General features: G+C 63.2%; 18 protein-coding genes. 14 read left to right on the forward strand and 4 right to left on the reverse strand.

What is annotated here, in order from left to right:
- Positions 1 to 46 precede the first annotated feature (46 nt).
- Both ACBG85_RS19540 and ACBG85_RS19545 read left to right on the forward strand, forming a co-directional pair.
- Positions 47 to 736: a hypothetical protein gene (locus tag ACBG85_RS19540; protein WP_007736143.1), complete on the forward strand. Its 690-nt coding sequence runs from the start codon at positions 47 to 49 to the stop codon at positions 734 to 736.
- A gap of 23 nt (positions 737 to 759) precedes the next feature.
- A complete protein-coding gene (locus tag ACBG85_RS19545) occupies positions 760 to 1794 on the forward strand; it encodes a glutathione S-transferase family protein (protein WP_372024445.1) in 1035 nt (344 codons plus the stop codon).
- Between the two features lie 11 nt (positions 1795 to 1805).
- On the opposite strand, the gene ACBG85_RS19550 is transcribed toward ACBG85_RS19545, so the two are convergent.
- A complete protein-coding gene (locus tag ACBG85_RS19550; RefSeq protein WP_003945129.1) occupies positions 1806 to 2216 on the reverse strand; it encodes a VOC family protein in 411 nt (136 codons plus the stop codon).
- Positions 2217 to 2370: 154 nt separating this feature from the next.
- Between ACBG85_RS19550 and ACBG85_RS19555 the strand changes: the two genes are divergently transcribed.
- The 5 genes from ACBG85_RS19555 to ACBG85_RS19575 all read left to right on the forward strand — a co-directional run bounded on the left by ACBG85_RS19555 (position 2371) and on the right by ACBG85_RS19575 (position 12743).
- Positions 2371 to 3120, forward strand: coding sequence for a hypothetical protein (locus tag ACBG85_RS19555; RefSeq protein WP_003945111.1), 750 nt, complete (start codon positions 2371 to 2373; stop codon positions 3118 to 3120).
- Positions 3121 to 3188: 68 nt separating this feature from the next.
- Positions 3189 to 4190, forward strand: coding sequence for an ABC transporter ATP-binding protein (locus tag ACBG85_RS19560; RefSeq protein WP_007736138.1), 1002 nt, complete (start codon positions 3189 to 3191; stop codon positions 4188 to 4190).
- Positions 4187 to 4960 carry an ABC transporter permease gene (locus tag ACBG85_RS19565; RefSeq protein WP_007736136.1) on the forward strand — a complete coding sequence of 258 codons (774 nt, stop codon included), beginning with the start codon at positions 4187 to 4189 and terminating at the stop codon, positions 4958 to 4960. Before ACBG85_RS19560 ends, ACBG85_RS19565 begins: the two co-directional genes overlap by 4 nt.
- Positions 4961 to 4996: 36 nt before the next feature.
- Positions 4997 to 8806 carry an ABC transporter ATP-binding protein gene (locus ACBG85_RS19570; protein ID WP_372024450.1) on the forward strand — a complete coding sequence of 1270 codons (3810 nt, stop codon included), beginning with the start codon at positions 4997 to 4999 and terminating at the stop codon, positions 8804 to 8806.
- Positions 8807 to 8981: 175 nt separating this feature from the next.
- Positions 8982 to 12743: a multifunctional oxoglutarate decarboxylase/oxoglutarate dehydrogenase thiamine pyrophosphate-binding subunit/dihydrolipoyllysine-residue succinyltransferase subunit gene (locus ACBG85_RS19575; RefSeq protein WP_058037433.1), complete on the forward strand. Its 3762-nt coding sequence runs from the start codon at positions 8982 to 8984 to the stop codon at positions 12741 to 12743.
- Between the two features lie 72 nt (positions 12744 to 12815).
- Here the strand turns inward: ACBG85_RS19575 and ACBG85_RS19580 are convergent, their stop codons facing one another.
- Positions 12816 to 13445, reverse strand: coding sequence for a TetR/AcrR family transcriptional regulator (locus ACBG85_RS19580; protein ID WP_007736130.1), 630 nt, complete (start codon positions 13443 to 13445; stop codon positions 12816 to 12818).
- A gap of 71 nt (positions 13446 to 13516) precedes the next feature.
- On the opposite strand from ACBG85_RS19580, the gene ACBG85_RS19585 reads away from it, so the two are divergent.
- From ACBG85_RS19585 to ACBG85_RS19595, 3 genes are all read left to right on the forward strand, one after another.
- The gene (locus ACBG85_RS19585; RefSeq protein WP_003945071.1) at positions 13517 to 15091 is read left to right on the forward strand and encodes an NAD(P)/FAD-dependent oxidoreductase; all 1575 of its coding nucleotides are present in this window, start codon (positions 13517 to 13519) and stop codon (positions 15089 to 15091) included.
- A complete protein-coding gene (locus tag ACBG85_RS19590) occupies positions 15088 to 15918 on the forward strand; it encodes an SDR family NAD(P)-dependent oxidoreductase (RefSeq protein WP_372024455.1) in 831 nt (276 codons plus the stop codon). Before ACBG85_RS19585 ends, ACBG85_RS19590 begins: the two co-directional genes overlap by 4 nt.
- A 63-nt stretch (positions 15919 to 15981) precedes the next feature.
- Entirely contained in the window at positions 15982 to 16923 is a 942-nt protein-coding gene (locus ACBG85_RS19595) for an alpha/beta hydrolase fold domain-containing protein (RefSeq protein WP_058037432.1), read from the forward strand.
- 80 nt (positions 16924 to 17003) lie between these two features.
- On the opposite strand, the gene ACBG85_RS19600 is transcribed toward ACBG85_RS19595, so the two are convergent.
- Positions 17004 to 17888, reverse strand: coding sequence for an ABC transporter substrate-binding protein (locus tag ACBG85_RS19600; RefSeq protein ID WP_030536932.1), 885 nt, complete (start codon positions 17886 to 17888; stop codon positions 17004 to 17006).
- Positions 17889 to 18091: 203 nt separating this feature from the next.
- Here ACBG85_RS19600 and ACBG85_RS19605 point away from each other — a divergent pair, with 203 nt between their 5' ends.
- The 4 genes from ACBG85_RS19605 to ACBG85_RS19620 are packed head-to-tail and all read left to right on the forward strand — an operon-like array spanning position 18092 to position 21554.
- Positions 18092 to 19030 carry an ABC transporter substrate-binding protein gene (locus ACBG85_RS19605; RefSeq protein ID WP_003945094.1) on the forward strand — a complete coding sequence of 313 codons (939 nt, stop codon included), beginning with the start codon at positions 18092 to 18094 and terminating at the stop codon, positions 19028 to 19030.
- 4 nt (positions 19031 to 19034) lie between these two features.
- Positions 19035 to 20180, forward strand: coding sequence for an ABC transporter ATP-binding protein (locus ACBG85_RS19610; RefSeq protein WP_058037431.1), 1146 nt, complete (start codon positions 19035 to 19037; stop codon positions 20178 to 20180).
- A 4-nt stretch (positions 20181 to 20184) separates the two neighbouring features.
- Positions 20185 to 20868, forward strand: coding sequence for an ABC transporter permease (locus ACBG85_RS19615; protein WP_007736121.1), 684 nt, complete (start codon positions 20185 to 20187; stop codon positions 20866 to 20868).
- Positions 20865 to 21554 (forward strand): ABC transporter permease, encoded by a 690-nt coding sequence (locus ACBG85_RS19620; protein ID WP_003945081.1) that lies wholly within the window; start codon positions 20865 to 20867, stop codon positions 21552 to 21554. Before ACBG85_RS19615 ends, ACBG85_RS19620 begins: the two co-directional genes overlap by 4 nt.
- 73 nt (positions 21555 to 21627) lie before the next feature.
- On the opposite strand, the gene ACBG85_RS19625 is transcribed toward ACBG85_RS19620, so the two are convergent.
- Positions 21628 to 22821: an NADP-dependent malic enzyme gene (locus ACBG85_RS19625; RefSeq protein WP_003945072.1), complete on the reverse strand. Its 1194-nt coding sequence runs from the start codon at positions 22819 to 22821 to the stop codon at positions 21628 to 21630.
- Positions 22822 to 22895 lie beyond the last annotated feature (74 nt).

Raw genomic sequence — 22895 nt, forward strand, 5'->3', positions numbered from 1 at the left:
CTGTCCATCTCGATCAACCCGTTCGAATCGGACTAGCCTGTAGCGAGTGGACGAACATCACCTCGACATCATCCGACTCGCTTGGGCACGTGAACTGGGCCTCGGCGACTCGGCACTTCGGCCGGCACACACGGCCCGCGTCGTCGGCGACGACATCCACGTTCTCGATCTGGCAGGCTCAGGTGCAATCGTCGGGCCGCAGTGGTTCATCGAGCGCACCGAGGACATCTCCGTCGACGCCCTGCTGCAACCGGCGCGTCTGCTCGAGATCGCCGGCGATCACGGCGGCCGAATCACCGGCCCCGTCGATCTCGCTTTCCTCGGCGACTACACGGACGCGCCACCCGACGAGCAACTACTGATTTCCCACGACATCGACGATGCCCTCGCCGTCGCTGCGCTGTGCCCACCCGACGACAGCACCACAGCCGACCTCGGGAACCGGACGCGGTGGTTCACCGCCCTCACCGATTCCGCCGAGGTGCTCGGATGCGCGGCATACTCCGAATTTCAGGGATTCGTGGCAGATCTCACGACCCTGACTGCTCCAGCGCATCGCCGTCACGGAATCGGCTGCGCAGTAACGCTTCTCGCTGCGGAGGACGCTCTCGATTCCGGATTGATCCCGCAGCTACGCACAAGTCGCGGCAGTGCGATCGGAGCGACGCTTCCACGTAAAGCCAAATTCGACGTTCTGGGGGCATACGCTCGGGTACACGTGCACCTGCCCAGTTGACACTCGAACGAGAGGGACCGCGGATGAGTACGGAAGACGGCGCGAGCGAACCGACATTCGTCGAAGAGGGTCGTGAATTCAAACGCGACACCAACTACATCCCGACCCGGATCACCGAGGGCGGCCGCGACGGGTACCCCGTCGAACCCGGGCGATACCGGTTGATCGTGGCACGTGCCTGCCCGTGGGCAAACCGCGCCGTCATCGTCCGCCGCCTACTCGGCCTCGAAGACGTACTGTCGATGGGCATCTGCGGTCCGGTTCACGACAAGCGAAGCTGGACTTTCGATCTCGACCCGGGCGGCGTCGATCCCGTACTGAAGATCCCGCGACTGCAGGACGCATACTTCGCCCGAGATCCCCACTACCCCAGGGGAATCACGGTGCCCGCCATGGTGGAGATCGCCACGGGCAAGGTGATCACGAACGACTACCCACAGATCACCCTCGACTTCTCGACGCAATGGAAGAAGTACCACCGCGAAGGCGCACCGGATCTGTACCCGGAGCCTCTGCGAAACGAAATCGACGAAGTGGCCGAGTACGTTTTTCGCGACGTCAACAACGGCGTCTACCGCTGCGGTTTCGCCGGTTCACAGCAGGCGTACGACGAGGCATACGACACGCTGTTCGCTCGCCTCGACTGGCTCACCGAACGTCTTGCCCGGCAACGTTTCCTGGTGGGCGACACCATCACCGAAGCCGATGTGCGCCTGTTCACCACGCTGGCGCGGTTCGATCCCGTCTATCACGGCCACTTCAAGTGCAACAGAAGCAAACTCAGCGAGATGCCGGTGCTGTGGGACTACGCGCGCGATCTGTTCCAAACCCCCGGATTCGGTGACACCATCGACTTCACACAGATCAAAGCGCACTACTACATCGTGCATTCCGAGATCAATCCCTCCGGAATCGTGCCCAAGGGACCGGAATTAACGCACTGGCTCGAACCGCACGGACGCGAACAGTTGGGTGGCCGACCGTTCGGGGACGGCACACCACCTCATCCGCCCATCCCGTCGGAAGTGGTTCCGGCAGAGCACTGGGCCACCAGGTAGGTCGCGGGGGGCTACTCCCCTGCGTACGTGCCGAAACTCCAGTACACACCTTCGGGATCACGGCAGGTGAACCCCCGCGAACCGTAGTCCTCGTCGCGCAATCCCTGCGTGATCGTGGCGCCCGCCGCGACAGCGCGTTCGTGGAGTGCATCGGCGGCGTCCGCGTCGTCCACGACGATGTACACCGAACCGATTCCAGGCGGCAGGCCGGCGATCGCAGAATCGGTGCGCGGCGAACCCAACATGATGCCGCCACCGCCCGGCCAGTCGAGTTGGGCGTGGTCCACCACGTCTCCCTCTCCGTAGACGGCCTTCTCCACGAAACCGAAGGTGCTCACCAGAAAGTGGATTGCCGCACGGGCGTCGAGGTAGCGCAGCGTCGGCCAGATGGTCGTCGAACGAGATTCCGAAGTGGCGGTCATAACACTCGAACTCCTGCCTGGGAAAACTCACGAAGAAAACCGAGTCTCGTACGAGCCTATGGCCCCGGTGATCACCGCCGCCAGCGAAAACTTCACCTATTCTCGAGATACGGTCCACCTCGCTTCAGAGGAGGACAACTGTGGAGGGGCAGCAATGAGCAAGTCGACGAACAACGACAGCGGGCGTATCGAGAAGGTCCTCGTTTCCGTTCTCGACAACGGAAGCCGCCTGCAAGCGCCCGCAGTGGCCAAATACGTCAACCATGTCCGTAAGGCCCACCCCGACGAGTCACCTGCTCAGATCGTCGAGCGGATGGAGAAGATGTTCATTCTCGCCGTGACCGGAAGCGGCAGTGCCGTCGGCGCCACCGCCGCCGTGCCGGGCGTCGGAACGGTCGCGTCCATCGCTGCCGTCGGTGCGGAATCGGCTTTCTTCCTCGAGGCGTCAGCGCTGCTGACGTTGGCAATTGCGTCAGTGCATGGAATCTCCGTACAGGATCACCAGCAACGACGTGCCCTGGTCCTGGCAGTCGCCCTCGGCGAATCCGGTATGGAGATCGTGCAGAAGGCCACCGGAATCACAGCCAAGAACTGGGGAACGGCAATCACGAGCAAGATTCCCGGACCCACGATGAGGGGAATGAACAGCACCCTCGTGCGGAAATTCGTGACCAAGTACGCCGCCAAGCGCAGCGCACTGATCCTCGGCAAGCTCGTTCCCGCCGGAATCGGTGCGGTCATCGGCGGTGCGGGCAACCGTGCAATCGGCAAGGGCGTCGTCAAGAATGCGCGCGAAGCCTTCGGACCGGCACCGGCCAGGTGGACCGACCACCTGATCGTGATGCCTGCCGACGATGCCGCAGTGCTTCCCCAGACGGAGACACGCCGGGCCATCCGCAGATAGCCGTCCGGGCCGTAGGCTCGCATCACGTATTCGCCGCCGACCCGGGAGCAGCATTGACGAACACCGCAATGGGATCCTTCTCTGCCCCCATCGAGATTCGTGGGTTGACGAAGACGTTCAAGGCGGCGCGCGCGGTCAACGACCTGAGCTTCGACGTTCAGGCGGGCTCGATCACCGGGTTTCTCGGCCCGAACGGTTCGGGCAAGACGACCACGTTGCGGATGCTCCTCGGACTGGTGTCACCGACGTCGGGATCGGCCACGATCAACGGCACCCCGATGCGTTTGCTGCCCAACCCGGCCCGGACCGTCGGCGCAGTACTCGACGTCGGCAGTCTCCATCCGAAACGAACGGCGCTCGGACACCTCGAGATCTACGCGGCCGCTATCGGCATGCCGACTCAGCGCGCGGCGCAGGTGCTGGACATGGTCGGTCTGAGATCGGTCGGAGTCCACAAGACCGGCACCTTCTCGCTCGGGATGCGCCAACGCCTGATCCTTGCCACCGCGATGCTCGGTGATCCCGAGATCCTCGTGCTCGACGAACCCGCGAACGGTCTCGACCCCGAGGGCATGGCGTGGCTTCGTCAGTTCCTGCAGACCTTCGCCGGTTCCGGCCGAACGGTTCTGATCTCGAGTCACGCGCTTCGTGAAGTGGAAGCGACCGTCGACAGCGTGGTCATCGTCAGCGCCGGCTCACTCGTCTACCAAGGGACCATGGACGAACTTCGCCGCTCGCAGCGCAGTCGACTGCTCGTCTCGTGTTCCAACCCAGCGCTCCTCGCCACGGCATTGGCCGCTCGCGGAATCATCGACGCCCAGATCACGCAGGACGGACGGCTCGCCGTGGGCGGCACCGACACGTCGGTGCTCCCACCGGTGGCATCCGCCGCCGGTGTCACGATCTTCGGCGTCGCAACCGAAGGCGCAGATCTCGAGCAACTGTTCCTCGCGATGACAACACCGCAGTACGCGGTTCCCCAGGTCGGATACCACCGCCCACCCGGTCCCGGTTCCGGACCGGGCTATTACGGCCCTGCCGCATACGGACCTTCCGGAGGACACCGATGACCACGCTCGTGCGCGCGGAGACACTCAAAGTTCTCACCCTGCGCTACTGGTGGGCACTGGCCATCGCACCGGTCGTCGTGGCCGTGCTGATTGCTGCCTCCACCAGGACGTTCGTCGAAGCCGTGGCCGATTCGGCAGACACCACCTTCGACGTCGATGTCGTGTCCACCGGCGTCAGCCTCGGTGTCTCCAACACTCTTGTCCTGGTGTTCGCGGCTGTCTTCGGAGCACTCACCGCCGGATCCGAATTCGGCTACAAAACTCTCACCACGACGTTCCTCACAGCTCGGGGCCGTGACGGAGTTCTCGGCGCAAAACTTGCCGTCGTCGCGGTATTCGCCGTCGGCTACGCGTTGGCGGTCGAAGTAGTCAGCATCGGCGCGATGTTGCTCTTCGGCCGGGACTTCAGCTTCACCACCGATCTCTTCGCCATCTGCGCCGCAGGCATTCTGGCGTGCGCTCTGTGGGCACTGCTCGGCGCCGGGGTGGCACTGCTCACCGGTTCGTCGATGGCCGGTGCCCTCTCGGTCATCCTGTGGTTCGTCTTCGGTGAATGGATCGTCCGCGCAGTGCTGCTCGCGATGGATCTCGGCGGGGTCGGGGCCGCGCTTCCGGTGTCGGCCACGATCGGCACGATCATCAATGCGGCCCCGTCGATCGACGTCGACGCGTTTGCGTCCTGGCCGAGCGGCCCGATGATGCTGGCAGCTTGGGTGGTTCTGTTCTGCGGGCTCGGTTGGCTGCGGACCAGGACCCGCGACATCACCTGAAAAGGCTGTCTGGGGCCGGGTCTACCGTGGATCTCGATGAACACGATCAACACGGACAGTCCAGTAGCTGGAGAGGTCGATCGAGCTCCGGGCTGGATCCGCCGCTTGGCGCACGCATGCTGGTTGCACCGAAGAGTTGCCATCGGCGCGCTTCTGGTGACCGTCATCGCTTCGGCGATCGACATCTCGTTTCCTCTTCTGACCCGCTATGCGCTCGACGCCGCAAGCCAGGAGAACCCAGGCAAGGTGATCGGGTTCGTCGCGCTGGCGATCGCGCTGCTCGCGGTCGTCCGCTTCGCGTGCCAGTACGGCCGACGGATGCTTGCCGGCCGACTCTCGCTCGATGTTCAACACGACTTGCGGCTCGCCTTGCTCGGCTCGCTGCAACGCCTCGACGGACGAGGGCAGGATCAGATCCGCACAGGCCAGGTGGTATCCCGGTCCATCACCGATTTACAACTCGTCCAGGGTTTGCTCGCGATGGTGCCGATGTCCGCGGGTGCGCTCCTGCAATTCGTGCTCGCGATCGGCATCATGGCGTGGCTCTCGCCGCTGTTGACTCTCGTCGCTGTCGCCGTCATCCCCGCAGTAGGGCTGGTGGTGTTCCTGATGCGACCGATGCTCTTCGCCGCAACATGGTCCGCGCAGCAGCGGGCCGCCGACCTCGCCCAACATGTCGAGGAAACCGTCACGGGCGTGCGCGTCGTCAAGGGATTCGGGCAGGAACAACGAGCCGTCGACCAACTCGAAAAGCGCAGCCGCACGCTGTATTCGGAGCGTCTTCGCGCCGCGTGGTTGAACGCGAAATTCGCGCCGACCATGGCCGCCTTGCCCCAGCTGGGGCAGGTGGGAGTGATCGCCCTCGGCGGGTATCTCGCACTGCACGACAAGATCACCGTGGGAACGTTTCTCGCGTTCGCCACCTACATCGTGACGATGACCGGCGTCACCCGAACTCTGTCGTCGGTCATCGTCATGGCGCAGCTTGCGCGCGCCGCTGTCGAGCGTGTCTACGACGTCATCAACGCTCAGCCGGACATCGCCGATCCAGACCATCCGGTGGACCTGCCCGACGGTCCTCTCGGAGTCACCTTCGACGACGTGGCATTCGGATTCGACACCGAACGCGACGTCCTGACCGGGCTGAACCTCCGCATAGAACCGGGCGAGACCGTCGCCGTCGTGGGGCCGGCCGCGTCGGGCAAGACCGCGTTGTCCTTGCTTCTCCCCCGGTTCTACGCCCCGACTTCGGGTGTAGTGACCGTCGATACCGCGGGCGAGACGTTCCCCATCGGCGAACTGCGCACAGAACAGCTTCGTGCCGCCGTCAGCCTGGTCTTCGACGAACCTTTCCTGTTCTCGGACACCATCGCCGCCAACATCGCACTGGGGCGCGAGGACGCCTCCGACGAGGACATCCGCGCCGCAGCTGCATTGGCACAGGCAGACACCTTCATCGAGGCACTCCCGGACGGATACGACACCGTTGTCGGTGAACGAGGTCTGACGCTGTCGGGCGGCCAGCGTCAGCGCATCGCGCTTGCCAGGGCACTGCTCGTCGACCCACGGATCCTGGTCCTCGACGACGCGACCTCCGCAGTCGATGCGGCTACCGAAGCCGCGATCTTCGACGCGTTCCGGGCCAGACGGCGCCAGACCACGCTGATCCTCGCGCACCGGCGATCCACCTTGACGCTGGCAGATCGGGTCGCGGTTCTCGACGGCGGACGGATCATCGACTCCGGAACCGTGGACGAACTGGAAGCGCGATGTCCGCTCTTTCGCGCCCTGTTCTCCTCGCCGCCGGAACTACCGGCCGAACTCGACGACGTCGACTCCGATGCTTTCGGACGTGACCGCAGCGAGCCGACAACCGAGCAGTTGTGGCCGCAGGCACCGGAATCCGAAGCCGACAGCACAGCCGCTACGACGCAGGGTGCGGGCGGACCGATGGCCGGAGCGCTCAGCGGAATCGCGGTGACTCCGTCTCTGCGGGCAGCAGTCGACGCTCTCTCACCCGCACGCGAAGACCCCGGAATCGCTCCTGAGAGCCTGCGCGAATCGAATCCACAGTTCTCACTACGACAGATCTTGAGGCCGGTCCGCTGGGTTCTACTGGCGGTTGTCGTGTGCCTTGCCCTGGACTCCGCAGCGGCGATCGCATTTCCCTCCCTCGTCAGATACGCGATCGACCACGGAGTCGTGACCGCGGACAGCAGCACGCTCTGGATAGCGACGGCATTCGGCGCGCTCCTGGTCGCAGCGGACTGGGTCGTCGTCGCGGTCATGACGGTGCTCACCGCCCGGGCCGGCGAACGCGTGTTGTTCGGGCTCCGCGTACGCAGCTATGCACACCTGCAGCGCCTGGGTCTGGACTACTACGAACGGGAATTGTCCGGCCGCATCATGACGCGTATGACCACCGACGTCGACGCGCTCTCGTCGTTCATCCAAACCGGTATGTCGACGGCGATCGTGAGCGTCCTGACCGTCGGCGGAATTTCGATCGCCCTCCTGGCGACCGACGTGACGCTCGGCCTGGTGGCGCTGGCCGTCATCCCACCGCTCGTGGTTGCGACCGTGATCTTCCGCAAGATCTCCTCGGTTGCCTACAGCCAGTCCCGCGAACGGATCTCGCTCGTCAATGCCGACTTCCAGGAGAACATCGCCGGTCTGCGAGCGGCTCAGGCCTACCGCCGCGAAGAAGGTGCGGCGCGTAGGTTCGCAGAACGCTCCGAGAGCTACCGCCGATCGCGGATGCGGTCGCAGCGAGCCATTTCGATCTACTTCCCTTTCATTTCGTTCCTGTCCGACCTCGCGTTGGCCGCGGTCGTGTTCGTCGGTGCGCACCAGATCGCCAACGGATCGACTTCGCCCGGCGTACTGATCGCTTTCGTGCTCTACCTCGGTCTGCTGTTCGGACCGATTCAGCAACTCTCACAAGTGTTCGATGGTTACCAACAGGCAAACGTCGGATTGCAACGAATCGGCGACCTGCTGCGCACTCGCAGTTCGATCGAGACTGCCGACAGCGAGGATTTGATCGCGATCTCCGGACGACTCGACGGCGCCGTCCATCTCGACGGGGTCGGGTTCCGGTACTCGGGTGCGGACGTCGACGCCCTCTCCGATTTCGATCTGCAAATCCCGCCGGGCACGACCGTCGCTCTGGTCGGCCGAACCGGTGCCGGGAAGTCGACGGTCGTGAAGTTGCTCGCCCGCTTCTACGACCCGACGTCCGGATCGGTCGACGTGGACGGAACCGACATCCGGAACTTCCACCTCTCGCAGTACCGACGTCGCCTCGGCGTGGTCCCACAAGAAGCCCATCTGTTCACCGGCACGGTCGCCGACAACATCGCGTACGGCAGGCCGTCGGCGTCGCACGCGGAGATCGAGGAAGCGGCACGTTCCGTCGGCGCACTGAATTCGATAGCCGACATGCGTGGAGGCATGAATCATCCCGTCGGCGAGCGCGGCCAGGGGCTCTCGGCGGGCCAACGCCAACTGATCGCATTGGCCCGTGCCGAACTCGTCGACCCGGACCTTCTGCTCCTCGACGAGGCGACCGCGACGCTCGATCCCGCGACCGAACGAATGGTGCTCGAAGCAAGTCGGTCGGTCACCCGGAAACGGACTTCCGTCGTCGTAGCTCACCGCCTCGCGACAGCTGCCCGAGCGGACCTCGTTGTCGTAGTTGACCGGGGACGTATCGTTGAATACGGCCCGCACGATGTTCTGCGGTATGCCGGTGGTCACTACTCGGGACTCTGGGATGCATCGCAGGCGCGTGAGGGGAATAATCTGACGTCGAGAACTGTCATCGAAGGCAACCCCGTCGCGTGACAGTCGGCACGGATTTGTACCGCCGAGAGGTAGTGCGCGATCGCAAGATCACGGACTTCCGTGAGACAGCTCACAAATTGTGTGCCGCACAATTGCTCGTCACACGCTCGGGCTAATCTCATGTATATAGGCGCTCTGATCGGGTACCGAAATAGAAACGAGGCGAACACCTGCCGTGAGCAGCAGTTCTACATCCCAATTCGGACAGAACCAGTGGCTGGTTGACGAGATGTACCAACGCTTCCAGGACGATCCGTCGTCCGTGGATCCCAGTTGGCACGAATTCTTGACCGATTACTCGCCGGACTCGGCGAACACGGGAGGTGGAAACGGGACTGCCTCGAACGGCAACGCGGCTGCACCCGCCGCTGTTGTAGCTCCGCCTGCTGCTCCCAAGGCCACGCCTCCCGCCCCCAAGACCGCACCTCCTGCGCCGGCTGCCAAGGCTGGCGCTCCGGCCCCCGCGAAGACGGCAGCGCCCGCCGCCAAGGCCGCCCCGGCCCAGCCCGCAGCAGCCAAGCCCGCGGCCGCTACTGCCAAGCCCGCCCCTGCCGGCGGAGCCGAGGAAACCAAGGTTCTCCGCGGCGCCGCAGCCGCAGTCGTCAAGAACATGTCGCTCTCGCTCGAGATCCCGACTGCAACCAGCGTGCGTGCCATCCCCGCGAAGCTGATGTTCGACAACCGCATCGTCATCAACAACCACCTCGCGCGTACCCGCGGCGGCAAGATCTCGTTCACCCACCTCTTGGGTTACGCGATCGTCCAGGCAGTCAACGCGTTCCCCAACATGAACCGGCACTTCGCCGAAATCGACGGCAAGCCGAACGCGGTCACGCCCGAGCACACCAATCTCGGACTCGCGATCGACCTTCCCGGAAAGGACGGCAACCGCTCACTGGTAGTTGCCGCCATCCGGAACACCGAGTCGATGAACTTCGTCCAGTTCCACGCGGCATACGAGGACATCGTCCGACGCGCCCGTGAAGGCAAGCTCACCGGCGAAGACTTCACCGGCGTCACCATTTCGCTGACCAACCCGGGCGGTATCGGCACGGTTCACTCCGTTCCTCGCCTGATGAAGGGCCAGGGCGCCATCATCGGTGCCGGCGCGATGGAATACCCCGCCGAGTTCCAGGGCGCCAGCGACGAGAAGCTGGCCGAGATGGGCGTCGGCAAGTTGATGACTCTCACCTCGACCTACGATCACCGCATCATCCAGGGTGCCGAGTCGGGCGATTTCCTGCGCACGATCCACAACCTGCTGATCAGCGACGAGTTCTACGACGAGATCTTCCACGCGCTCGGCAACCCGTACGAGCCGGTGCGGTGGCGCAAGGACGTGCCGGAAGGCGCTGTCGACAAGAACACCCGCGTTCTCGAACTGATCGCTGCATACCGTGACCGCGGCCACCTCATGGCCGACACGGACCCGTTGCAGTTCGTCAAGGACAAGTTCCACAGCCACCCCGACCTCGACGTCATCAGCCACGGCCTGACGCTGTGGGATCTGGACCGTGAGTTCAAGGTCGGCGGCTTCCACGGCCAAGAGAAGATGAAGCTGCGCGACGTGTTGAGCGTGCTGCGCGACGCGTACTGCCGCCACGTCGGCGTCGAGTACACGCACATCCTCGAGACGGATCAGCGTCAGTGGATCCAGGACCGCGTCGAGGGCCATCACGCCAAGCCTTCGGTCGCTCAGCAGAAGTACATCCTGAGCAAGCTCAACGCCGCCGAGGCCTTCGAGACGTTCCTGCAGACCAAGTACGTCGGCCAGAAGCGCTTCTCGCTCGAAGGCGCAGAAGCAGTCATCCCGATGATGGACGCCGTGATCGACCAGGCCGCCGAGCACCAGCTCGACGAGGTCGTCATCGGCATGCCGCACCGTGGCCGTCTCAACGTCCTTGCCAACATCGTCGGCAAGCCGTACTCCAAGATCTTCACGGAGTTCGAGGGCAACATGAACCCGGCAGCCGCTCACGGCTCCGGCGACGTGAAGTACCACTTGGGTGCCAGCGGAACGTACATCCAGATGTTCGGTGACAACGACATCGCTGTCTCCTTGACCGCAAACCCGTCGCACCTCGAGGCCGTCGACCCGGTTCTCGAAGGCCTGGTCCGCGCCAAGCAGGACATCCTCGACAAGGGTGAAGAAGGCTTCACCGTCCTGCCGCTCATGCTGCACGGTGACGCTGCATTCGCCGGTCAGGGCGTTGTCGCCGAGACGCTCAACCTCTCGCTGCTTCGCGGTTACCGCACCGGTGGCACCGTGCACATCGTCGTGAACAACCAGGTCGGCTTCACCACCGCTCCGGAACATTCACGCTCGTCCGAGTACTGCACCGACGTCGCGAAGATGATCGCCGCACCGGTCTTCCACGTCAACGGCGACGACCCCGAGGCTTGCGTCTGGGTTGCTCAGCTGGCCGTCGACTTCCGTGAGAAGTTCGGCAAGGACGTTGTCATCGACCTCATCTGCTACCGCCGTCGCGGTCACAACGAGGGCGACGACCCGTCGATGACCCAGCCGGCCATGTACGACGTCATCGACACCAAGCGCAGCGTTCGTAAGAGCTACACCGAGTCCCTCATCGGCCGCGGTGACATCTCGCTCAAGGAAGCCGAAGACGCACTTCGCGACTACCAGGGCCAGCTCGAACGGGTCTTCAACGAGGTCCGTGAACTCGAGAAGTTCCAGCCCGAACCGTCCGAGTCCGTCGAACTCGACCAGACTCCCCCGGCTCGCCTGACCACGGCTGTCGCTCCCGAGGTCCTCGAGCGCATCGGTGATGCGTTCGTCAACGTCCCCGACGGCTTCACCGTTCACCCGCGCGTCAAGCCGGTTGCCGAGAAGCGCCGCGAGATGGCCCGTGAGGGACATGTCGACTGGGCGTTCGCAGAATTGCTCGCGTTCGGCTCGTTGGCCGAGCAGGGTGCCTTGATCCGCCTCGCGGGTCAGGACTCCAAGCGAGGAACGTTCACGCAGCGTCACTCGGTCCTCATCGACCGCAAGACCGGCAACGAGTACAGCCCGATCGCCAAGATCGCTGCCGACGCCGAAAACGGCGGCAAGTTCATGGTCTACGACTCCGCACTCACCGAGTACGCAGGTCTGGGCTTCGAGTACGGCTACTCGGTCGGTAACCCCGACGCTCTGGTCCTGTGGGAAGCGCAGTTCGGTGACTTCGTCAACGGCGCGCAGACCATCATCGACGAGTTCATCTCTTCGGGTGAGGCCAAGTGGGGTCAGCTCTCCGACGTCGTGCTGCTCCTGCCGCACGGTCACGAGGGTCAGGGTCCGGACCACACCTCCGGTCGCATCGAGCGTTTCCTTCAGCTGTGTGCAGAAGGCTCGATGACCGTTGCGGTTCCGTCGACTCCGGCCAGCTACTTCCACCTGCTGCGTCGCCATCACCTCGACGGCATCCGCCGTCCGCTGGTGGTTTTCACGCCCAAGTCGATGCTGCGTAACAAGGCTGCCGTCAGCAACGTCGAGGACTTCACGACGGGCAAGTTCCGTTCGGTCTTCGAGGAGCCGGCATACGAGAGCGGCGAAAGCGCACGCGAATCGGTCAAGCGGGTTCTGCTGGTCAGCGGCAAGCTGTACTGGGAACTCCTGGCGAAGAAGCACAAGGACGAGCGTGACGACATCGCCATCGTGCGCATGGAGCAGCTCTACCCCGTGCCGAAGCGTCGCCTCAAGGAGACCCTGGACCGTTACCCGAATGCGGATCAGTTCCGTTGGGTCCAGGAAGAGCCCGCAAACCAGGGTGCGTGGCCGTTCCTCGGGCTGGCTCTGCCGGACCTTCTGCCGGAGACCTTGACCGGTATCAAGCGCATCTCGCGTCGTCCGATGTCCGCTCCCTCTTCGGGATCGAGCAAGGTCCACGCGGTGGAGCAGCAGGAGATCTTGGACGAGGCGTTCCTGCCGACCAACTGATCTCAGTAATTTGACAAGGGCCGGGCCCCACATTCCGCAAGGAGTGTGGGGCCCGGCCTTTCTGCGTTCACGTCAATTCGATTGCAGCAGACCCAGATCCGGCCCGGCATCGAAGCCGACGGCGGCCAGTGCCAACGCGGGCAACGACTGAACCGTCAGGTCGATCAGTTCCTCGCGGGTGATGGCGGGCGCTCGGAGCCAACTGATGGTGGCTTCCTCGACGAACGCGATCCAACCGCGAACGGCCAACTCCACCTGAGGTGTTCGAGTCAGGCCGATCTTCGGGAGCTGATCGAGGGTTCTCTTGGCCATGATGTCGCGAGTCTGCTCGAACACCTCACGCATCTGCGGATCCCCGCTGGCGGTCCCCCGGAGCAGCGAGACGTAGGTATTGCGGTTCTCGGTCACGTAGTCGACGTACGACGCCAGCACCGAGCGGAGGGTGAGCATCGGATCGTCCGACTCGCTCGGCTCGGTGCGCTGGAGCATCTGTTCACTGCTGTGTCGGACGATCGCCAGATGGAACTCGCTTTTCGACGCGAAGTAGTGGAACAGAAGCCCCCGCGAGACACCAGCCTGATCGGCGATGTCCTCGACGGAAATCTGTTCGAGCGGCCGTTCGGCCAGCATCCGCGCCCCGAGGTCGATGAGTTGCGCTCGGCGTTGCGCAGGGTCGAGCCGCGTTCGCTTTACTGCGTCCATGCTCAATAGACTACTGAATATTCGTCAATAAGCTATTGACCGTGACTCAATAAAGGCATATCGTTCCCTACATGAGTCTTCCAGTTACAGATACCTCAGCACCTGCCGCGGATACTCGCCACGTCGGCACACTGATCATCGGCAGTGGTTTCGCCGGTCTCGGTGCGGCGATCAAACTGGCACAGGCCGGCATCACGGACTACGTCGTTCTCGAGCGCGGCAACGACGTCGGCGGAACCTGGCGTGACAACAGCTACCCGGGCGCCGCGTGTGACGTGCCGTCGCATTTGTACTCGTACTCTTTTGCACTCAATCCGGAGTGGACGCGCTCCTTCTCCACTCAGCCCGAGATCTACAAGTACATCCAGTCGGTGGCCAACCGCCACAAGGTGCTCGACAAGCACATCTTCGACTGCGATGTTCTCTCCGCACGCTGGGACGAGGCGTCTGCTCGGTGGCACGTCAGCACCAACAAGGGCGAATTCGTCGCAAAGATCGTCGTCTCGGCCGTCGGCGCATTGTGTGAGCCTTCACTTCCGGACATCAAGGGCATCGACGGCTTCAAGGGCGAGATCTTCCACTCCTCGCGTTGGAACCACGACGCCGATCTGACCGGCAAGCGTGTGGCCGTCATCGGAACCGGCGCCTCGGCCATCCAGATCGTGCCGGCCATCGGCAAGAAGGTCTCGCATCTCGACGTGTACCAGCGCACGGCGCCGTGGATCCTGCCCCGCGCAGACCGCGAGTACACCAAGATCGAGCACCTCGCGTTCAAGTACCTCCCCGGCTTCCAGAAGTTGTGCCGCACCGGTATCTACTGGATGCGAGAGACGCAGGTCGTCGGCCTGGCCAAGGCGCCGGTCTTCATGAAGCCGCTGCAGTTCGCCGCCGAGCGTCACCTGAAGGCCCAGATCAAGGACAAGGATCTTCGCAAGAAGGTCATGCCCAACTTCCAGATCGGCTGCAAGCGCATGCTGATCTCGAACAACTACTTCCCCACCCTCGCCCAGGACAATGTCGACCTGGTGACCGAAGGCATCGAGGAGGTCACCGCCAACGGGATCGTCTCGAAGACCGGCACCACGCGTGAGATCGATGCCATCGTCGTGGCGACCGGATTCCACGTCACCGACTCCCCCACCTTCGCGGGAATCTTCGGCAAGGACGGACGCTCGCTCGCCGAGGTCTTCGAAGAGACCGGCATGCAAGGATACAAGGGCGCGGCAGTTGCCAACTTCCCCAACATGTTCTTCCTCGTCGGACCCAACACCGGCCTCGGACATTCGTCGATGGTCTTCATGATCGAGTCGCAGATCAACTACCTGGTCGACGCGATCGCCACCATCGACAAGTACGACATCGGCACCATCGAGGTGCGCAAGGACAAGCAGGACAAGTACAACAAGGACCTGCAGGCAGCTATGTCCAAGAGCGTGTGGAACAACGGCGGTTGCGCCAGCTGGTACATGGACAAGCACGGAAACAACACCACCCTGTGGCCTGGCTTCACCTTCCAGTTCCGCAATGCCACCAAGCATTTCGACCTCGCGGCATACCGCAGCGTCGCCACCTCGGATCTCGGCGCCGTCGGCACCGCGACCACTTCACAGATCGACCTCGACGACGAGAAGGCAGTAGCACAATGAGTGATTTTGCAGGCAAGGTCGTAGTCATCACCGGAGCGGGATCGGGCATCGGTCGCGCACTAGCACTGAACCTGGCCGGCCAGGGCGCCAAGTTGGCAATCTCCGACGTGGACACCATCGGGCTCGCCGAGACAACGCGTCTGGTGGAAGCCATCGGCGCCGAGGTGAAGTCGGACCATCTCGACGTCACCCAGCGCGAAGCGGTTCTCGAGTACGCCGACGCGGTTGTCGCCCATTTCGGCAAGGTCAACCAGATCTACAACAACGCCGGAATCGCCTACCACGGCACCTTCGAGAAGTCCGAGTTCAAGGACTTCGAACGTGTCATGGACGTAGACTTCTGGGGAGTTGTCAACGGCGCCAAGGCATTCCTTCCCCACGTCATCGCCTCCGGTGACGGGCACATCGTGAACGTGTCGAGCCTCTTCGGTCTGCTGTCGATGCCGGGTCAGAGCGCATACAACTCGGCCAAGTTCGCCGTTCGCGGTTTCACCGAGTCGCTTCGCCAGGAAATGCTGATCGCCAAGCACCCGGTGAAGGTGACCTGTGTGCACCCGGGCGGAATCAAGACCGCCATCGCACGCAACGCCACCGCAGGCCCGGGTGAAGATCTTGCGGTCTTCTCCGAGTTCTTCGACCGCAAGCTCGCGCGCACCACTCCGGAAGATGCCGCCAAGACGATCGTCAACGGCGTTCGCAAGAGCAAGCCGCGAGTTCTCATCGGGATGGACGCAATCGCACTCGACGCCTGGGTTCGCCTCGTAGGATCGGGCTACCAGCGCATCGTCGCGATCGTCGCCGGCCGAATGATGCCCAAGTCCAGCTGAGTTCGTTTCACAGCGCAGTTCGTTTCACAGCGCAGTTCGCACAAAGAGTCAGGAGCCCTGCCGGTGAGCACGTTCACCCTTCCGCTGCCCGTGGTCGCATTCTTGTTGAAGCCGTACTTCCGTCTGGCTTTCAACTCGCGGCTGCCGTATCGGATTCAACGTCTGTTGCTCGAGGCCGGGGCACCGCTACAGCAGGTTCCAGCGGGTGCCGTCGTGCGCCCGCTGGAGCTGGCTTGCCGACCGGCAGAGAAGATCACCGTCGGCGCAACCGAGCGCCCCACCGCAGTTCTCTACCTGCATGGCGGGGCGTACACGCTCGGTTCGCTGTCCACACACCGTTCTCTCGCAGCTCATCTCGCCCGTGAGTCGTCCAGTGCGGTCTTCACCTTGGACTACCGTCTCGCGCCGGAGAATCCGTATCCCGCCGCTCTCGACGACGCGGTCTCGGCCTTCATGCAGTTGGTCACCGAGTTCGACTATTCGGAAGACCGCGTTGCCATCGCCGGCGATTCGGCCGGTGGCGGCCTGGCCGCGGCGACCGCTATTCGTCTGATCGAGCGTCACGGCGTGACCCCCGGCGCGCTTGCCCTGATCTCACCGTGGGTCGATCCCGGCGATCGGGGTGCCACCAAAAAGGCCGACCTGGTGGTCAACACAGCGTGGTCCTTCGACGCCGCCGACGCCTACCTTGCCGGAGTCGACCGTACTGATCCCGGCTACGCACCGATGCACGGCAAGCTCGACGGGTTGCCACCCACCAGGATTCACGTCGGTTCCGAGGAAGTCCTTTACCCGCAGATCATGACGTTCACCGACAAGCTCTCCGCTGCCGGCGTCGACGTGTCCCTGGTCGAGTACGCAAGACTGTGGCACGTGGCTCACGCACAGGCGTCACTGGTGAAGGAAGCAGCAGACGCCGTTTCCGACCTCGGCCAGTTCATCGCATCGAAACTGATTCGCGCCAAGGATGATTCGAGTTCAGCAGTGGGCTCGAACAGTCACTGACGGGTGGCCCACTCCGTCCATGTCACTGACGGGTGCCCCACTTCGTCCATGTCACTGACGGGTGCCCCACTTCGTCCATGTCACTGACGGGTGTCCCACCAGGTGCGGGCGACTTCCGAGGCTGACGCCTTGCCGGTCCGCACCTGCTCGATCATTGCGGCGAGATCGGTGGTGGACAGTTCACCGGCAACGACGCTGAGCGCCTTGACAGCCGAATCTCCCAGTGCGCCCGCTCGAAAGAGCGGAACGACATTCTGCGCAGCCAGAACGTGATTCGAATCAGCGAGCACTGTGACGGCATCGGATTGTGCCAACGCCGACAGCGTCGTGGTTCCGAATACTTGTGCACCGGGTACGTCTGCCGGCGTTGCCTGATCGACACCGGCGAAGACACACTCGGCGCCCTCGGCCAACTGTTCCACTGCCCCGTCCTCGACGAATCTCGCGGAGACGAGCGGCCTCGCCGCGGCACACGAAGGAGCAAAGGCTTCTATCGTCTTCGCTCCCAACGACTGTGCGTATCCGGTGTCGAGTGCGAGGACCGCACGATCTTCGGCCATCGCATAGTCGGAGACCGAAAGACCTTCCGGCAGAGAGCGACTCAAGGCTTCGAAGACGTCGTCGGCCTTGCGGGCCGGGGATGACGGGTCGTAGTGATCGAGCAGCGCGCCGGTGAACTCGGGCACCAAAGTGACTCGCGCTGCGTCCAGAGCCTCGAGTGATTGGTTTCGGCCACCACCCACCGATTCGACGCGAGCCGACAGGCCGGAGGAGGAGAGCACCGTCGAATACACCTCGGCCAACACCGAACTCTCCACCGATGCGTCAGCAGCCACCACGATCTGGTCACGAGACTCCGCTTCGGCACCCTCTACCACCGAATCACCGTTTGCGCATCCGCTGAGAATCGGCAGGACCATCAGTGCTGCAACAACAGTCGAATACTTCGTGCGTGTGCTCTTCACCGAAATCCTCACATCCAATCCCATGGATCGAAAACCGTGCCATGTCGGTACCTATCGTTACACTTGTCGGGCGATGCGCGGTAACCAGTCCTGACGCAGCCACTCGGTGGCGGCGCCGTCGAAGTCACTCGGGTGGCTTCGCCACAAGGGAATGGTTTCCGACGCCCGAAACACGGGACGCCCGAAAAACCGGAAGGACGCTCATGCGCACCTCACGATTTCGTTCCAACCGTTGGCTCGTAGCCGCGGCAACCGTTGTCTCTCTGACTGCACTGACAGCGTGCGGTAGCAGCGACGGTGACTCCAACAGCGATCCCAACGCGATCGTCGTCGGCTCCGCCAACTTCACCGAATCCGAGACGATCGCCAACATCTACGCCGAAGCACTGCGTGTCAACGGGTTCGATGTGTCCACGTCGTTCAACGTCGGCAGCCGCGAGGCGTACATTCCGGCACTCAAGGACGGGTCCATCAGTGTCATTCCGGATTACACGGGAAATCTCCTGCAGTACTTGGATCCCGACAGCACGGCCACCAGCTCCGCTGACGTCCTCGCTGCTCTTCCCGCAGCTCTCGGGTCGGAATTGGCAATTGCGACGCCTGCATCCGCCGAGGACAAGGACGCCGTCGTTGTCACGAAGGAAACCGCTGACAAGTGGAACCTGAAGACGATCGCCGATCTGGCTCCGCATTCCGCCGAGGTCAAGTTCGGTGCTCCGGCCGAGTTCCAGGAACGTCCAGCCGGATTGCCCGGTTTGAAGTCCAATTACGGCCTCGACATCTCAGCAGCCAACTTCGTTCCGATCGCCGACGGCGGCGGACCGGCAACCGTGAAGGCTCTCTCCTCCGGTGACATCACCGCGGCAAACATCTTCACGACGTCGGCCTCCATCCCGGAGAACAACTTCGTGGTTCTCGAAGACCCGAAGAACAATTTCCCGGCTCAGAACGTGGTGCCGGTGCTGCGCGCGTCGAAGTCTTCCGACAAGTTGAAGACAGTCCTCGATGCGGTGTCCGCCAAGCTCACCACCGAAGAGTTGTTGGCACTCAACGTCCAGGTGTCCGGCGACACCAAGACGGAGCCGGCAGCGGCGGCCAAGGCGTGGGTGACGGCGCAGGGCCTCGACAAGCCGGTCTCGTAGTCACGTGATCACCTTCGAGGGCGTCACCAAGCAGTATCCGGACGGCCCCACCGCCGTCGACCGTCTCGATCTCACCATCGAGGCCGAGTCGTTCACGGTGTTCGTGGGGCCGTCCGGGTGCGGCAAGACGACGTCGATGCGCATGATCAACCGGATGATCACACCGACGTCGGGCAAGATCTTCGTCGACGGTCGTGACATCGCCCAGACCGACGCGGTGAAACTGCGTCTCGGCATCGGGTACGTCATCCAGAACGCCGGCTTGCTTCCGCATCGCACCGTGATCGACAACGTCGCAACAGTTCCGGTACTGCGCGGTGAGTCCCGCCGCGCCGCGCGCAAAGCCGCGTTGGGGGTACTCGAACGAGTCGGTCTGGACATCTCCCTTGCCACCCGCTATCCCGGGCAACTCTCGGGTGGGCAGCAACAACGTGTGGGAGTTGCGCGAGCATTGGCTGCCGATCCGCCGATCCTGTTGATGGACGAGCCCTTCAGCGCCGTCGACCCGGTGGTGCGTGAGGATCTGCAGACCGAAATGCTCCGTCTTCAAAGCGAACTGAAGAAGACGATCGTCTTTGTCACCCACGACATCGACGAGGCAGTCAAACTCGGTGATCACATTGCCGTCTTCGGTCCCGGCGGGCGGCTTCAGCAGGTGGCGGCACCTCGCGACGTGTTGGCCGCTCCGGCAACGGATTTTGTCGCCGGATTCGTCGGACGCGATCGCGGCTATCGGGGATTGTCGTTCCGCGCTGCCGACGAGGTTCCGTTGCACCCCATACGCACGGCCGTCGAGAACGAATTGAAGGCTCTACGTCTCGAATTGGGCGAATGGGTTCTCGTGGTCACGGACAACGGAACCCCGCAGGGATGGATCGACGTGACCGGCGTCGAAGGCCTGCGCTCGGGACGAACCCTTGCTCAGTCGACGTCTGCCGGTGGTTCGCTGTTCTCCCCCGGCGGCGATCTCCGCCAAGCACTCGATGCGGCAATCTCGTCGCCTTCCGGTATCGGTGTTGCCGTCGACGGCGAGGGCGCGGTCATCGGCGGGATCCTCGGTTCCGAAGTCGTTGCGAAATTGGCAGATCAGCGTCGACGCGAGGACGAGGAACGCAACCGCGTCGCCTTCACCGAGGGATTCGGGTCGTAGCGGCATGCGCTGGCTCATCGACAATTTCTCGACGGTCGTGGATTACTCGAAGACCCATCTGTATCTGGCACTGCTTCCTTTGCTGATCGGTCTCCTGATTGCCGTTCCGGTCGGAACAGCGATCCGCAACGTCAGATGGCTGCGCCGAATCACGTTGACCCTGGCGAGCATTGCGTTCACGATTCCGTCGCTCGCGCTGTTCGTCACCATCCCCCAGTTGTTCGGACTCAAGACCCTTGATCCTCTCAACGTCGTGATCGCACTCAGCGTGTATGCGACGGCACTGCTCATCCGGGCAGTACCCGAAGCACTCGACTCGGTGCCGGACAACGTCATCGACGCCTCCACCGCCGTCGGTTTCACACCACTACGACGCGCTCTGACGGTCGAGTTGCCATTGGCGCTGCCGGTGATGATCGCGAACATCAGAGTTATTGCCGTTACCAATATTTCGCTGGTGTCAGTCGGATCTCTGATCGGAATCGGCGGGCTTGGAGTCCTGTTCAAACAAGGCTACGACCGCGACTATCCCGACCAGATCGTTGCGGGCATCATCGCGATCGTCGTGCTGGCACTGGCGCTCGATCTGATCCTCTATCTGATCGGCCGATTCCTGACCCCGTGGACCAGAACGTCGACCTCGTCGAAGGTTCCCGCCGTCCTGTCAGCCGAGGGGGAACCCGTATGAGCATCTTCACCGGGGCCTGGGACTTCATCGTCGATCCCGGAAATTGGAGCGGCGACACCGGAATCGGCACCCGCATCCTCCAGCACCTCTGGTACAGCGTTCTGGCCGTGGCACTTTCGGCTGTGATCGCGGTGCCCATCGGATTACTCATCGGCCATCTGCGTCGCGGTGAGATCGTGGTCGTCAGTCTGGTCAACGCACTGCGGTCACTGCCCACTCTCGGCCTGCTGACCTTCCTCGTTCTTCTCATGGGTCTGGGAGTGATGCCGCCGATTCTCGCCCTCGTCATTCTTGGTATTCCCCCACTACTCGCCGGCACGTACGCCGGAATCGCCAGCGTCGACCGTGGCGTCGTCGAGGCCGCACGGGCGATGGGTATGACCGAACTCCAAGTGCTCTTCCGCGTCGAGATACCCAATGCGCTGCCATTGATTCTCGGCGGACTGCGTAACGCGACACTGCAGGTGATTGCCACGGCAACGGTCGCCGCCTACGTCAACCTCGGCGGCCTCGGCCGGTACATCTTCGACGGTCTCGCGCTCTACAAGTACGACCGAGTGGTCGTCGGCGCAATCCTGGTCGCGGTTGTGGCTCTCGTCGTGGACGGCTTACTGGCGCTGGTGGTCTGGGCATCGGTTCCCGGCACCGGCAGGCTACGCCGAACACCCGACCTCACTCGTCTGTAGCTCTCGGTACACACGAAAAAGCCCCGATCGGAACCTTGTGTGCGGGTTCCGATCGGGGCTTTCGTAGTCCCTCTTAGCTGGTCACGCCCTCAGCATGCGCTGCGGCCGCGACGGCTTCCGCTACTGCGGGTGCCACGCGAGGGTCGAGTGGGCTGGGGACGATTTTGTCCGCCGCCAACTCGTCGCCGACCACCGACAGGATTGCCTCGGCGGCAGCGAGCTTCATACCTTCGGTGATGCGACGGGCGCCGGCGTCGAGCGCGCCCTTGAAGACACCGGGGAAGGCAAGAACGTTGTTGATCTGGTTCGGGAAATCACTACGGCCCGTCGCCACGATCGCCGCGTACTTCGACGCGGTTTCGGGGTGAATCTCCGGGTCCGGGTTGGAGAGTGCGAACACGATCGACTCGGGAGCCATCGAAGCGATGAGCTCCTCGGGGATCTTGCCCGCCGAGACACCGAGGAACACGTCAGCACCTTCGAGAGCCTCGATGGCACCACCATGCAGGTCACGGGGATTGGTGCGGGCCGCGAGTTCTGCCTTCACGTCGTTGAGGTCGCTGCGCTCACCCGAGATGATGCCCTTCGAGTCCAGCACGATGACGTCGCTGATTCCGGCGGCGAGCAGGATGTTCGCGCAGGCAACACCCGCAGCGCCGGCGCCGGAGATGACGACCTTGAGTGTGGTGATGTCGCGGCTCTGGACCTTCACGGCGCCCTTGAGTGCCGCGAGGACCACGATGGCGGTTCCGTGCTGATCGTCGTGCATGACAGGGCAGTCGAGAGCTTCGATGACGCGCTTCTCGATCTCGAAGCAACGCGGCGCCGAGATGTCCTCGAGGTTGACCGCGCCGAAGCTCGGACGCAGTCGGATGAGTGTCTCGACGATCTCGTCGGGATCCTTGGTGTCGAGAACCAGCGGAATGGAGTTCAGTCCGGCAAAGTTCTTGAACAGCGCCGACTTGCCCTCCATGACGGGCAGCGACGCGCGGGGGCCGATGTCGCCGAGTCCGAGAACCGCGGTGCCGTCGCTGACCACGACGACGAGTCGGTTGGTCCACGTGTATCGATCGGCGAGGGTTTCGTCTGCAGCGATGGCGCGGCTCACCTGAGCAACACCCGGCGTGTAGGCGATCGAGAGGGCCCGCTGCGTATCGAGCGGTGCTGTGGTCTCGACCGAGAGCTTGCCACCGACGTGAGCGGCAAAGATTTCTTCGTCGGTCAACTCGACCTTGGGTACGTTGATGGCTTCAGTCACGAGGGACACGATGACACTCCTGATTAGTCCAGCCTCAAGCGGGGCTGGGTTACTGGGAAGTAATCCTTCGGACCGCTGCGAAA

Source organism: Rhodococcus sp. NyZ502 (genome assembly GCF_041464245.1).
Lineage (GTDB): Bacteria > Actinomycetota > Actinomycetes > Mycobacteriales > Mycobacteriaceae > Rhodococcus_F > Rhodococcus_F qingshengii.

Coding starts and splice junctions, on each gene's coding strand:
- ACBG85_RS19580 (WP_007736130.1), bottom strand. CDS start 13,445: ATGGACGCAGTAAAGCGAACGCGGCTCGACCCTGCGCAACGCCGAGCG.
- ACBG85_RS19555 (WP_003945111.1), top strand. CDS start 2,371: ATGAGCAAGTCGACGAACAACGACAGCGGGCGTATCGAGAAGGTCCTC.
- ACBG85_RS19585 (WP_003945071.1), top strand. CDS start 13,517: ATGAGTCTTCCAGTTACAGATACCTCAGCACCTGCCGCGGATACTCGC.
- ACBG85_RS19570 (WP_372024450.1), top strand. CDS start 4,997: ATGAACACGATCAACACGGACAGTCCAGTAGCTGGAGAGGTCGATCGA.
- ACBG85_RS19590 (WP_372024455.1), top strand. CDS start 15,088: ATGAGTGATTTTGCAGGCAAGGTCGTAGTCATCACCGGAGCGGGATCG.
- ACBG85_RS19550 (WP_003945129.1), bottom strand. CDS start 2,216: ATGACCGCCACTTCGGAATCTCGTTCGACGACCATCTGGCCGACGCTG.
- ACBG85_RS19620 (WP_003945081.1), top strand. CDS start 20,865: ATGAGCATCTTCACCGGGGCCTGGGACTTCATCGTCGATCCCGGAAAT.
- ACBG85_RS19545 (WP_372024445.1), top strand. CDS start 760: ATGAGTACGGAAGACGGCGCGAGCGAACCGACATTCGTCGAAGAGGGT.
- ACBG85_RS19560 (WP_007736138.1), top strand. CDS start 3,189: ATGGGATCCTTCTCTGCCCCCATCGAGATTCGTGGGTTGACGAAGACG.
- ACBG85_RS19615 (WP_007736121.1), top strand. CDS start 20,185: ATGCGCTGGCTCATCGACAATTTCTCGACGGTCGTGGATTACTCGAAG.
- ACBG85_RS19605 (WP_003945094.1), top strand. CDS start 18,092: ATGCGCACCTCACGATTTCGTTCCAACCGTTGGCTCGTAGCCGCGGCA.
- ACBG85_RS19565 (WP_007736136.1), top strand. CDS start 4,187: ATGACCACGCTCGTGCGCGCGGAGACACTCAAAGTTCTCACCCTGCGC.